The 12,935-nt window shown below is 70.4% G+C and carries 11 protein-coding genes; 6 read left to right on the plus strand and 5 right to left on the minus strand.

Annotation, left to right across the window (positions count from 1 at the left end):
* The coding region (locus G6028_RS10090; protein WP_182658780.1) for an aspartate-semialdehyde dehydrogenase at positions 1 to 1,011 on the minus strand (1,011 nt) is incomplete at its 3' end.
* 366 nt (positions 1,012 to 1,377) lie between these two features.
* On the opposite strand from G6028_RS10090, the gene G6028_RS10095 reads away from it, so the two are divergent.
* A complete protein-coding gene (locus G6028_RS10095; protein WP_182658781.1) occupies positions 1,378 to 2,232 on the plus strand; it encodes an endonuclease domain-containing protein in 855 nt (284 codons plus the stop codon).
* Positions 2,233 to 2,368: 136 nt separating this feature from the next.
* On the opposite strand, the gene G6028_RS10100 is transcribed toward G6028_RS10095, so the two are convergent.
* Complete coding sequence (locus tag G6028_RS10100) at positions 2,369 to 3,631, minus strand: aspartate kinase (RefSeq protein WP_182638458.1); 1,263 nt, start codon at positions 3,629 to 3,631, stop codon at positions 2,369 to 2,371.
* Between the two features lie 71 nt (positions 3,632 to 3,702).
* On the opposite strand from G6028_RS10100, the gene G6028_RS10105 reads away from it, so the two are divergent.
* The 5 genes from G6028_RS10105 to G6028_RS10125 all read left to right on the plus strand — a co-directional run bounded on the left by G6028_RS10105 (position 3,703) and on the right by G6028_RS10125 (position 9,608).
* Positions 3,703 to 4,593 carry a DMT family transporter gene (locus G6028_RS10105; protein ID WP_182658782.1) on the plus strand — a complete coding sequence of 297 codons (891 nt, stop codon included), beginning with the start codon at positions 3,703 to 3,705 and terminating at the stop codon, positions 4,591 to 4,593.
* Between the two features lie 114 nt (positions 4,594 to 4,707).
* Complete coding sequence (locus tag G6028_RS10110; RefSeq protein ID WP_194306949.1) at positions 4,708 to 5,619, plus strand: trypsin-like serine protease; 912 nt, start codon at positions 4,708 to 4,710, stop codon at positions 5,617 to 5,619.
* A gap of 73 nt (positions 5,620 to 5,692) precedes the next feature.
* Positions 5,693 to 6,130 carry a GNAT family N-acetyltransferase gene (locus tag G6028_RS10115; RefSeq protein WP_179524341.1) on the plus strand — a complete coding sequence of 146 codons (438 nt, stop codon included), beginning with the start codon at positions 5,693 to 5,695 and terminating at the stop codon, positions 6,128 to 6,130.
* A gap of 156 nt (positions 6,131 to 6,286) precedes the next feature.
* Complete coding sequence (gene leuA / locus G6028_RS10120; protein ID WP_182658783.1) at positions 6,287 to 8,149, plus strand: 2-isopropylmalate synthase; 1,863 nt, start codon at positions 6,287 to 6,289, stop codon at positions 8,147 to 8,149.
* A gap of 403 nt (positions 8,150 to 8,552) precedes the next feature.
* Positions 8,553 to 9,608: a peptidoglycan recognition protein family protein gene (locus G6028_RS10125; RefSeq protein ID WP_338404192.1), complete on the plus strand. Its 1,056-nt coding sequence runs from the start codon at positions 8,553 to 8,555 to the stop codon at positions 9,606 to 9,608.
* Between the two features lie 138 nt (positions 9,609 to 9,746).
* On the opposite strand, the gene G6028_RS10130 is transcribed toward G6028_RS10125, so the two are convergent.
* The 3 genes from G6028_RS10130 to G6028_RS10140 form a co-directional block, all read right to left on the minus strand.
* A complete protein-coding gene (locus G6028_RS10130) occupies positions 9,747 to 10,178 on the minus strand; it encodes a phage holin family protein (protein WP_182658785.1) in 432 nt (143 codons plus the stop codon).
* Between the two features lie 6 nt (positions 10,179 to 10,184).
* Positions 10,185 to 11,546, minus strand: coding sequence for an aminotransferase class III-fold pyridoxal phosphate-dependent enzyme (locus tag G6028_RS10135; RefSeq protein ID WP_182658786.1), 1,362 nt, complete (start codon positions 11,544 to 11,546; stop codon positions 10,185 to 10,187).
* Between the two features lie 113 nt (positions 11,547 to 11,659).
* Complete coding sequence (locus G6028_RS10140; protein WP_182658787.1) at positions 11,660 to 12,601, minus strand: exonuclease domain-containing protein; 942 nt, start codon at positions 12,599 to 12,601, stop codon at positions 11,660 to 11,662.
* Between the last annotated feature and the right edge of the window lie 334 nt (positions 12,602 to 12,935).

Consider the following 12,935-nt stretch of genomic DNA (forward strand, 5'->3'; position numbering starts at 1 on the left):
CTGGATCGTGTTGAGCGCGGCGCCCTTGCGCAGGTTGTCGCCCGCCACCATGAGGTTCAGGCCCCTGTTGCCCTCGATCGACTGGTCCTGTCGGATGCGGCCCACCAGCGATTCGTCGATGCCCGCGGCGTCCAGCGGGGTCGGCACGTCCACGACCTTCACGCCGGCCGCCGAGGACAGCAGCTCGCGCGCCTGCTCCGGGGTGATGTCCCGCTCGAACTCGGCGTTGATGCTCAGCGTGTGGCCGGTGAACACGGGTACGCGCACGCAGGTGCCGGCGACGCGCAGCTCCGGCAGCCCGAGGATCTTGCGCGACTCGTTGCGCAGCTTCTGCTCCTCGTCGGTCTCCCCGGACCCGTCGTCGACCAGCGCGCCCGCCATCGGCAGCACGTTGAACGCGATCGGCGCCACGTACGGCCCCGTGTCGTCCACCTTGAGCGCCGCGCCGTCGTGCACCAACTCGTGGCCGACGCCGACGTTCCCGGTCACCTGCTCCTCGAGGGTCCGCACGCCCTGCAACCCCGACCCGGACACGGCCTGGTACGTGGAGACGACGAGGCGCGTGAGCCCCGCGGCGTCGTGCAGCACCTTGAGCACCGGCATCGCGGCCATGGTGGTGCAGTTGGGGTTGGCGATGATGCCCTTGGGCGGGTTCTGCGCGGCCTCGGGGTTGACCTCGGAGACGATCAGCGGGACGTCGGGGTCCTTGCGCCAGGCGCTGGAATTGTCGACGACGACGGCGCCAGCCGCGGCGAACCGAGGGGCCTGCTCCTTGGACATCGTGCCGCCCGCGGAGAACAGGGCGATGTCGATGCCCTTGAGCTCCTCGTCGGTGGTGTCGGCCGTGTCCTCCACGACGATCTCCTCGCCGCGGAACGGCAGCGTGGTGCCCGCCGACCGGGCGGAGGCGAAGAACCGCACCTTGTCAGCCGGGAAGTCCCGCTCCTCCAGCAGGGCGCGCATCACGCGCCCCACCTGGCCCGTGGCTCCGACTACGGCGACAGTGGTCATCGTTGAGGTCAACTCCTGAAAGGTTCTGTCCCGGCCCGCCGCGGACGGGTTCTCCGCCCTGCGCTCGACCGACCGGTGTGGGGACCCAGTCTACCGAGGCCGGTGGCGATGGACAGCGGCCCGCGTCACAGTGCGGGGAGCGGCCGACCTCGCCATCGCCGACCAACGAGAAGTCTGTTCGGCTCACGTCGGCCGAGAGGGAGGTGTGCGAAACGTCCTTTTCGATGGGCTGGCGGGCCCGATGGGCTGGCGGGCCCCATGGGCTGGCGGGCCCGATGCTCCACATGGCCGCCCGTCTCCACAGACGATGCCGAAATCGCGGGATGGACGAGGGATGCCACGCTCGTCGTCGTCGACGCTTGCCCCATGCGCCCCGACCCGTCTCCCCGCCGCACCCGCGACCTCGTCCCCGAACGCGGGCGGCGCCTGCACTCCAGCGGCCTCGTCCCGCACCACCGAGGCCTGTGGGTCCCGCGCACCGCCGACCGCGACCACCCGCTCACCCGGATCACGGCGATCACCGCGCTGTACCCCGGCGCGATCGCGACCGGCTGGCTGGCCGCCGACGCACACGGCCACCCGTTCCCGCCGCGGGACTACCCCGACGAGTTCGCCGCCGGCTCGACGCGGGTACGTCGGCCCGGCATGATCGGCCGCCAGTACACGATCCCACGGGAACACGTGTGCCACCTGACCGGAACCGCGGGTGCCGGCCTGGCCGCGAGCCCCGCATGGGCGCTGTTCGACATCGCGCGGCGCGGTGACCTGACGGACGCCGTCTGTGCATTGGATGCGGGCCCGTCCATCGGCGTCGACCCGGAGCGCGACGTCCGGCCACTCTCGATGGACCCCCGACGGATCCCCGGCAAACGACAGGTCCTGGCCGCACTCGACCTCTGCGACACCGGAGCCGCGTCGCCGTGGGAGACCCGGACCCGACTGTTCCTACTCCGACACGGGCTCACGAGGTTCGAGACGCAGGTGCCCGCACCCGGCCTCCCGTATGTCCTCGACCTCGCGCGTCGTGACCTCAAGGTCGGCGTCGAGTACGACGGCGAGTACCACCGCACACCGGCGCAGCACGCCAAGGACCTCACCCGCTGGAACCGCCTGCGCCGCGCGGGATGGCTGGTCTACCCCCTCACCACCACGATGGTCACCCGGGATGAACACGCCACCGCCGCCGACATACGGGCTGGCGTCCGCGAGCGCGGCGGCTGACGGCAGTGCGCCAGCCGGCGGGCGGGCACCGACCGACGGACGGCAGTGCGCCGACGAAAAGACAGTTCCGCACACGCGCTCTCGGGCGATGTGTGCGGAACTGTCTTCTCGAGGTGGGGGGACGCAGGGGCTCAGGTCAGCGGCCGGTGCCGGCGTAGACCTGGGCCTCCTCCTCGCCGCCCAGCTCGAACGCGGCGTGCAGGGCGCGGACGCTCTCGGGGAGCTCGTCCTCGCGGACCAGCGCCGAGATGCGGATCTCCGAGGTGGAGATGAGCTCGATGTTGACCCCGGCCTCGGACAGCGACTCGCAGAACGTCGCGGTGACGCCCGGATGCGACTTCATGCCGGCGCCGACCAGGGAGACCTTGCCGACGTTGTCGTCGTAGAGCACCTGGTCGATCCCGAGGTCGTCCTTGGCCTGCGAGAGCACCTCGACGGCCCTGGCCCCGACCTCACGCGGGCAGGTGAAGGTGATGTCGGTCTTGCCCTCCGCCTTGGAGACGTTCTGCAGGACCATGTCGATGTTGATCTCGGCGTCGGCCACCACGCGGAAGATCTTGGCGGCGTACCCCGGCTGGTCCGGGATTCCGACGACCGTGATCTTGGCCTCCGAGGCGTCGTGAGCGACTCCGGTCAGGACTGCGTCTTCCACGGGGATGTCCTCCACTTTTCCGGCCACGAGCGTGCCTGGGTTGGTCGAATACGACGAGCGCACGCGCAGGGGCACGTGGTACCGGCGGGCGAACTCGACGCTCCGCAGGTTGAGGATCTTCGAACCGACGGCCGCCATCTCCAGCATCTCCTCGTACGAGATGGTGTCGAGCTTGCGGGCGTCGGGGACGATCCGGGGGTCGGCGGTGTAGATGCCGTCGACGTCCGAGTAGATCTCGCAGACGTCGGCGCCCAACGCGGACGCCATGGCCACCGCGGTGGTGTCCGAACCGCCACGACCCAGGGTCGTGACGTCGCGGGTCTCCCGGGACACACCCTGGAACCCGGCGACCAGAGCGATCTTGCCCTGGTCCAGGGCGTCGCGGACCCGCCCCGGTGTGATGTCGATGATCCGGCTGTCGCCGTGCTTGGTGGTGGTGATGATCCCGGCCTGCGAGCCGGTGAACGAGTACGCCTCCATCCCGAACGAACTGATGGCCATGGCCAGCAGGGCGTTGGAGATCCTCTCGCCCGAGGTCAGCAGCATGTCCATCTCGCGCTGCGGGGGCGCCGGGCAGACCTGGTCCGCCAGGTCCAACAACTCGTCGGTCGTGTCCCCCATCGCGGAGGCGACGACGACGACGTCGTTGCCCGCCTTCCTGGTCTCGACGATCCGTTCGGCCACCCGACGGATACGTTCTGCGGACTCCACGGAGGAGCCGCCGTACTTCTGCACTACGAGTGCCACGCGGTCACACCCTTCCGGTGTTGATCGGCTTAACGCAGCCCTACATTACGGGAGGTGTTTACTCATCATCGATGACTGAAACTTGGGTGGCCGTCCTCCTGGCCCTCGCCTCCGCCCTCAGCCAGGCCTTCGGCACCGTGATGCGGCACCGCACGAAGGACCGCGCCGGGGGTCGGCTCGAGGGCCGCTTCGGCGTTCTCGCCAGCAGGTACTGGTGGTCGGGCATGGCGATCAGCCTGGCCGGATTCGCCTTCCAGGGTGGGGCGCTGGCATTCGGCTCGCTCATCCTCGTGCAGACCATCACCGTCCTCTCACTGACCTTCGCGCTCCCCCTCGGAGCGTGGGTGACCGGCCGGCGGGTGACCAAGACCGAACTGTTCTGGGGATACGTCCTGGCGGGATGCGTGGTCGTCCTGGTGATCTACGGGCGACCGACGGGAGGAGACGCGCACCCGCCCTGGTACGAGTGGGCGCTCGCGTGCGCGGCCGGGCTCGCCGTCATCGCCGTGCTGCTGCGCCTGTCCCGGAACCGACGCCGCAACGGTAACCGCGCGCTGCTCCTGGGTGTCGCCGGCGGTCTCGCGTTCGCCTACGTCGCGCTGCTCACCAAGGGTGTGGCCGACCGGTGGTACTCGGGCGGGTTGCTCGAGGTGTTCACCACGGGTGAGGTGTACGGACTGGTGGCGGCGGCGGTGATCGCGCTGACGCTGCAGCAGATGTCGTTCTCCGCGGGGGCCGTGCACCAGGCGGTGCCCGCCTCCACCGTCACCACGCCCGTCGTCGCGCTGGGACTGGGCGTGGTGGTCCTGGGCGAGTGGTTCACCGTCGACGGCCCCGAGCTGGCGATCCTCGCCGCGACCCTCGTCCTGATGGTGGTGGCGACCGTGCGCTTGGCCAACAAGGAGGTCGACCAGGAGACGCAGTCGGTCCCGGGCAACGCGGGGGCAGTGGGCCACGGGTGACGCCGGCGCAGTCGGTCCCGGGGTAACGCGGGCGGGGTGGGCCGCGATTCCAGAGCCATGAGGACCTACCCCGAGCGGCAGCGCACGTCGATCCCATCACTTACGCTGAGCCTCATGCGCCTCACCCGCCCCAGCGGCACCTCGAGCAACAGCCGCGCCGCACAGGGCGGCCGCGATTCCCGCCGTGATTCCCGCCGCGATTCCCGCCGTGACTGCCGCAGTGAGACCCACCGGGGGTCACGCCGCACGTCCCGCCTGGTGGCGACGACGCTCGCCTCGGTCGCCGCGGTCATCGCCCCGCTCGCCGTCTCCGCCCCCACCGCCGGGGCCGTGGTCAACGGCACTCCCTCCGGGCCGGCGCCCTGGGCCGTCCAGATCACCACGTTCAGCGGGATCCCCGGCACCCCGTGCTCCGGAGTGGTGGTGGCCCCGTACTGGGTGGCGACGGCCAGGCACTGCGGCCCCGCCAACCCGAACGCGTACACCCTGGGATTCGGCAACGGGGCGACCGTCCCGGGCGGGTTCGCCGAGACCGCCTCGCTCGCCACCCCCCAGATCGTCGGGGCGTTCGGATCCCTCGAGACCGGCAGCATCGGGCGGCACACCCCCGTCGCCGCCTACCACGCGCCCGCCGGGGACGTCATGCTGCTCAAGCTGGCGCATCCGGCGCCGTCCCCGTCCGTCAAGCGCGCGGGCAGGGACCCCGTGGCCGGCGACGTGCTGCGGTTCCACGGCTTCGGCGCCACCTCGCCCGGCGGTCAGCGCGCCGCGGAGCTGCGCACCGGACTCACCCGCCTCGAGCGGATGGAGCCGCGGGGCGGATCCCGCATCGGCCGGTCCCACACCATCCAGGGCGGATACGGGGCCGGGGACTCCGGCGGGCCCGTCTTCCACGGCGACCTGCTGGTGGGCATCCATTCCGGTTCCGACCACGCACGACGCCAGCCCGACGGCACCAATCCGGCCTGGTACGAGTCGGTCCCGTTCCAGAACGGTTGGATCGACTGGATGATCGCCAACCGTTGACGACGAGGTACCGGTCGCACCCGGCCGTCACTCACGTGCACCGGACCGCCCGCGTATTTGTCACACTGAACAGATGACCTCGCCGGAGCAACCGGAGCTCGTGATCCGTCGCGCCTCGCGCGGCGACCTCGACCTGGTGCTGACCGCCGACGACCTGTTCAGCTACCCGCCCACCGCGGAGTGGACCCGGGACTTCCTCGACAACGGATCCAACCTGCTGTTGCTGGCGCTGCAGGACGAGGTCCCGGTGGGCATGTTGGTGGCGGTGGAGACCGGTTACCTGGGCGCCAGCCCGGACCTGTTCGTCTACGGGATCCGGGTGAGCGAACCGCTGCGTGGCCGCGGGATCGCCCATCAACTGGTGGACAAGGCGCTCGGTATCGCCGAGGAGGCCGGCTGTCGCAGACTGTGGGGGTCGATGCACCACGACCAGGAGCTGGGCGCCGACTCCCCGCTCTCCCCGCCGGAAGCGACCACGGGGTCCACAACCTTCGTCATCCCGATTCCGTGAGACCCTGCGGAACCGTGTATCGTGACCCCCATGCAGCGCGTGCTCCTTCTTGGGTGCCGCGGCGGGGCCCGCTGAGGCGGACCGGCTCCCCGTCGCGGGATCTCGTCGCGCCGGTCCGATCCCCACAGATCGAATCCACGGAAGTAGAGCCCCGCAATGAATCCCGCTGACGCATTCGTCTCGTCGTCGTCGACCATCACTCCCCCCTCCAAGCCCGGACGCCCCGACCAACCGTCGTGGAACCGACAGAAGGGCTCCTCGATGCCGGCCCACCGGTACCGGCCCTTCGCGGAGGAGGTCGAGGACGTCTCGCTGCCCGACCGCACCTGGCCGGACAAGGTCATCACCCACGCGCCCCAGTGGTGCGCCGTGGACCTGCGTGACGGCAACCAGGCGCTGATCGACCCCATGAGCCCGGCCCGCAAGCGCCGGATGTTCGAACTGCTGGTCCGCATGGGCTACAAGGAGATCGAGGTCGGGTTCCCGTCTGCCTCGCAGACCGACTACGACTTCGTCCGCGAGATCATCGAGGACGAGGCGATCCCCTCCGACGTCACCATCCAGGTGCTGGTGCAGTGCCGGGAGGACCTGATCCGCCGCACGTTCGAGGCGTGCGAAGGCGCGTCCAACGTGATCGTGCACTTCTACAACTCGACCTCGATCCTGCAGCGCAAGGTCGTGTTCCGTAAGGACCGCGACGCGATCAAGAAGATCGCCACCGACGCCGCCGAGCTGGTGACCGCCATCGCGAAGGACTACCCGGACACCAACTGGCGCTGGGAGTACTCCCCCGAGTCGTTCACCGGCACCGAGCTCGCGTTCTCCAAGGAGGTCTGCGACGCCGTCACCGAGGTCGTGGGCGCCACTCCGGAGAACCCGATCATCCTCAACCTGCCCGCGACGGTCGAGATGGCCACGCCCAACGTGTACGCCGACCAGATCGAGTGGATGCACCGCAATCTGGCGCGCCGCGACTCCACGATCCTGTCGCTGCACCCGCACAACGACCGTGGCACCGGCGTGGCCGCCGCCGAGCTGGCCTTCCAGGCCGGCGCCGACCGCATCGAGGGCTGCCTGTTCGGCAACGGCGAGCGCACCGGCAACGTCTGCCTGGTGACGCTGGGCATGAACCTGCTCACCCGCGGCGTCGACCCGCAGATCAACTTCTCGGACATGGACGAGATCCGCCGCACCGTCGAGTACGCCAACCAGCTGCGCGTACCCGAGCGTCACCCCTACGGCGGCGACCTGGTCTTCACCGCCTTCTCGGGCTCGCACCAGGACGCGATCAACAAGGGCTTCGACGCTCTGCAGGTCGAGGCCGACGCGCGCGGCGAGGACATCACCGACATCACGTGGGAGGTCCCCTACCTGCCCGTGGACCCCAAGGACGAGGGCCGCACCTACGAGGCCGTGATCCGCGTGAACTCGCAGTCCGGCAAGGGCGGCGTGGCCTACATCATGAAGAGCGACTACGGCCTGCAGCTGCCGCGGCGCCTGCAGATGGAGTTCTCCGGGCTGGTGCAGAGCGTCACCGACTCCGAGGGCGGCGAGGTCACGCCCAAGCAGATGTGGGACATCTTCTCGCTGGAGTACCTGGACCGCGTCTCACCCATGGAGCGCATGTCGCAGCACCTCGTTCCCGCCGAGACCGACGACGGCGTGGACTCGATCGACGCCGTGGTCAAGTGGAAGGGCGAGACCAAGGAGCTGACCGGGTCCGGTAACGGCCCCCTGGCGGCGTTCGTCGCCGCGCTCAACGAGATGTTCGACGACGAGGTGCGCATCCTCGACTACTCGGAGCACGCCATGACCGCCGGCGACGACGCCACCGCGGCGGCGTACGTCGAGGTGCAGTTCGGTAACCGGGTGTTCTGGGGAGTCGGCCGTGCCGGTTCCATCACCACCGCGACGCTGCGCGCCGTGGTCTCGGCCGTGAACCGCGCGTACGCCGACGAGGCCGTGGGCTCCGACGAGCCCGTGGGCAGCACCGTGGGCGCCCGGACCTGGGCCCCCTGACACCTGGGGCTGGTCCTGGGGGGCTGGCCCCGGGGGGCTGGTCCCAGGAGTTGGTCCCAACGAGAAGAGCGTTCCGCACACATCGCCCGAGAGCCGGGTGTGCGGAACGCTCTTCTCGTTGGGCGAGGCGGCCTGTCGATGCGTGGGCTCGGCGGCCGAGTGGGCGCGTGGTCTGGCGTCGGGCCCGCAAAGACCAGCCCTTGAAGGCTCCAGAGGCGCCTCCTGAACCTCACTCGTCACATGTATCACTCCGGTAACAAAGGTCTCGATTTGGTTACGTCGAGCGCGTAATGTGGCGGTCGATCGCGCCGATATGCCAGGCGTCAGTTTCTGCAGTACAAGTCTGGAGTGCACCCTTATGCCCGTTTCACGCCGTGGGTTTCTCACCGCCGCGTCAGTCGGGGTGGGCGTCGCAGTCGCCTCCTCCGTCCGTGGCCCCCTCGCCGGGGCCAACCCGTTCGACACCGGTTCCCTCGGCATGGCCCAGGACCTGCTCAAGTCGGTCCCGACCGGCAGCGGGATGATCCAGCCGAACGGCCCGCTCGGCTACGTGGGGGTGACCTTCCCCAGCGCCGAGGAGATCGCCGGCCGGATCCGGTTCGCGTTCCCCGACGGCTCGGTGGGCGACTGGCTCCCGCTCGAGGCGATGGACTCCGCCCCGGACAGCGGCAGCACTCCCGCGTCCGATCTCGTCGCCGCGCCGCTGGGATCCGTGGGCTACGAGGTCGACGCCCCCGCGGGCGCCCGTGCCACCGCGTTCGACGACGGCCGGGCCGCACCGCGCAACTACAGCCTGGGGAGCGTCGGAACGCTCGGCCTGCCGATCATCCCGCGGGCGGCATGGGGCCCCGGTGACGTCTCGGGGAACCGCTGGGCACCGCAGTTCCACCCGGCGCAGGCGATCACGATCCACCACACGGCCTCGCCCGTGGGACCGGACCGCGCCGCGAGTGTGCGCGCGATCTACAACTACCACGCCAACACGCTGGGCTGGGGCGACGTCGGGTACCACCTGCTCATCGACCCGGAGGGCCGGATCTACCAGGGCCGCGGCGGAACCGTCGGCGGGACCCCGGTCTTCCAGGTGCCTCCGGTCGCCGGCATCGCTCCCCCGGTGGTCACCGCGGGCCACACGGGCGGCGTCAACAACGGCAATATCGGGATCTGCGTGCTGGGCGACTTCACCGGAGCGCCGCCGACCCCCGCTGCCGTGGGCGCGACCATCGACTGCGTTCGTGCCCTCTGTTCGGCCACGGGCATCAACCCGCGCGGCGGCATCACCTACCGCAACCCGCAGGGCGGTGCCACGCGCAACATGCCGGCCGTCTCGGGCCACCGCGACTGGGGCGGGACCGCCTGCCCGGGCAACTCGTTCTACCCGCAGATGCAGTTCATCCGCGACACCGCCGCGCGCGGCTGGTCCCCGAACGCGATCTCCTCGGCCGCCTTCGGCTCCTGAGCGTCGTCTGACGGACCCACCTCTCCCATCGAAAAGAGCGTTCCGCACACCTGCCTCTCGGCGGATGTGTGCGGAACGCTCTTCTCGTGCGGCGGCCGGGCTCGGTGCAGCGGCCGGGCTCGGTGCAGCGGCCGGACCTCAGTCGCGGGCGCGCGTGGGGAGCACCATGCCCAGCACCCAGTTGACCAGGCCGATCACGATCGCCCCGAAGAACGCCGCCCAGAACCCGCTCACCAGGTACTCGGCACCGAACAGCTGGAACGTGGTGGTGACCCAGCTGGTGAGCATGAGCATCAGCGCGTTGATCACCAGCAGGAACAGCCCCAGCGTGAGGATGGTCAGCGGCAGCGACAGCAGCTGCACGATCGGCTTGATCACCGCGTTGATCAGCGTGAACACCACGGCCACGATGAGCAGCGCCGCGATGGTCGGCACGCTCACCTCATTATCGATGGCGCCGGCGTCCATGTCGGCGACACCGGCGGTCTCGTACAGGGAGATCCCCGGCACGATCAGAGTCGCCACCCACAGGGCGACGGCGTTGACGATCAGGCCCAGTATCAGCGCCATGTCCGGTCAGCTCCCCACATAGGAATCGGCCACATCGAGTGCGCGGTCGAAGATATCGAGCCCCGCGTTCGCCTCGTCGGCCGTGATGATGCAGGGCGGAACGATGTGGAATCGGTTGTAGTTCATGAACAACAGCACGCCGTCGGACTTGGCGGCGGCGAAGGTCCTGGCCATGGCCTCCGATGTCCCACCGTAGGGGGCGAGGGGCTCGCGTGTCTCGCGGTCGGCCACCATCTCCACGGCCCAGAACACTCCCAGGCCGCGGACCTCGCCGATCGACGGGTGCGTCCGTGCGAGCTCGCGCAGGCGCGGGCCGATCACGTCCTCGCCGATCGTGCGGGCGTTCTCGACGATCTTCTCGTCACGCATCAGGTTGATCGTGGCCACCACGGAGGCGCAGGCCAGCGGGTGCCCGGCGTAGGTCAGGCCACCGGTGTAGGGGGTGGTCTCGAAGGAGGCGGCGATCCGGTCGTGCAGGATCACCCCGCCCAAGGGGACGTAACCGGAGTTGGAGCCCTTGGCGAAGGTGATGAGGTCGGGGGCCCAGTCGTCGTCTCCGGACCGGAAGTTGTCCAGGGCCAGCCAGGCGCCGGTGCGCCCGAAGCCGGACATGACCTCGTCACAGATCATGACGATCCCGTACTTGTCGCAGATCTCCCGCACACCGCGCAGGTAGTCGGCCGGCGGCACCATGATCCCGACCGTGCCGGGCACCGACTCGATGATCAGGGCCGCGAAGTGGTCCGGACCCTCCAGCGCGATGAGCGAGTCCAGGTGCTCGAGCGCGCGGTCGCACTCCTGCTTCTCGTTCTCCGCGTAAAACTGCGACCGGTACAGGTAGGGCGCGTGGAAGTGCACGGCGCCGGTGTTGCCGTGGTCGTTGGCCCAGCGGCGGGCATCACCGGTGAGGTTCATCGAGGTGGTGGTGGCGCCGTGGTAGCTGCGGAACGCCGAGAGGGTCTTGTGCCGGCCGGTGTGGCGGCGCGCCATGCGGACGGCGTGCTCGACGGCCTCGGTGCCGGCGTTGGTGAAGAACACGCGGTTCATGCCGGCGGGTGCGACCTCGGCGACCAGCCGGGCGGCCTCGGCGCGGGCGGCGTTGGCGTGCGCGGGGTTGATGGTGCACAGCTCGGCGGCCTGGTCCTGGATGGCCTTGACCACCACGGGGTGCTGGTGGCCGATGTTGGTGTTGACCAGCTGGGAGGTGAAGTCGAGCAGGCGGTTGCCGTCGCCGTCGGTGAGGTGGCAGCCCTCTGCGGCGGTGACGACCATCGGGTCGCTGGCGCCCCAGGCGGACCACGGGGTCAGGACGTGGGCCCGCTCCTTCTCGTAGACCTCGCGGGCGGCGGCGTTCTGGGGTGCGGGCACGGGACGGTACTCCTGTTGTCGACGACGTGGGCCGCAGCCCATCATGTCAGTTCCGCGACGCCCACTCGGACCAGCGCCCCACGATGCGGAACACGTGCGTCAGGAGGCGCGTGTCAGAAGAGCGCCTCCTGCGCGCTGTCCACCGCCTGGGCGCCCGCGACGGGCCGCCCGGGCGCCACGTCGGCGAGCATCTCGGAGAACCGGGCGAACGGGACCAGTTCGAGCCCCTTCTTGCGGGCGAACGCCGCGCGGCCCCGGACAGCGCCGGGGGCGTCGCACACGGCCAGCGAGGTGCGGGAGGAGATGCGGTCGGCCAGGTAGAGACCCGAGTCGACGACGAGGCCGGCGATCTCCTCCGGGTCGCGGTCCACGTCCTGCGTGAAGACCACCTCCATGCCCTGCACCAGCCCGCCGCCGCGCTTCAGCCGCCCGGCCGGCCGCCAGAGCCTGGGTGCCGCAAGAGCCTCGGCCCACACGCGGGAGACCAGGAAGCCGGTCTCCGGGTCCGCCAGCATCCCGTCGAGCTCGCGCACCGAGGGCTGCACGTCCTTGGCCGCGGCCACCTGCAGCATCCCTGCGAACACCCCGGCCAGGACCAGCGCGTCATCGTGGGCGTCGTGCGCGGCCCGTTGCTCCACCCCGAAGTGCGCGGCGAGCGTGACCAGCTTGAGGTCGGCGGTGGACAGGTGCAGCCGGCCCGCGAAGTCCAGCGTGCACAGGAACCGCTCCAGCGGCGGCTCGAGTCCGGCCCGTCGCGCCTCGGAGGACAGGAAGGACGCGTCGAACGTGGCGTTGTGGGCCACCACGGTGCGGCCGTCGAGCACCCGGGCCAGGTCCGCGGCCACGTCGGCGTAGCGCGGTTTGCCCGCGAGCAGGGCCGGGGTGAGTCCGTGCACGTGGACCGGCCCCGGGTCGACCCCCGGGTTCAGCAGGGTCGCGAACTCCTCGACCACCTCGCCGTCGTCGTCGATCACCACCGCCGCCACCGACAGCACCCGGTCGACCGACGGCCTCATCCCGGACGTCTCGACGTCCACCACCACCCAGCCGCTCATGTCACCCCGTCTCCCGTGCCGTCAGTGCCGACCACGTCCGCCCGTGCCGCCTATGTTGGCAGACCGCCCCGACATCTCCGGCGTCCGAGCCGCTTTTCCCGCCCCATTCCGTCCATCCGCGCGACTCCCCCGGGTCGCGCGCGCGGACTATCCTCGACGCCGACAGCTCATCGAACCGGCCACCGCCGGTCCGGCCAGATCCAGGAGAGCCCGTGGCGCGGTACCGGTCGGACACCCCCGCCGCTCGCCTGCGGGACGCCCCGGTGCGGGCACGACGACGCACCCGGCGACTGTTCCGGCTGGCCGCGGGCGGGTACGGCGCACTGTGCCTGGC

The organism is Dietzia cercidiphylli (assembly GCF_014145145.1).
Taxonomy (GTDB): domain Bacteria; phylum Actinomycetota; class Actinomycetes; order Mycobacteriales; family Mycobacteriaceae; genus Dietzia; species Dietzia natronolimnaea.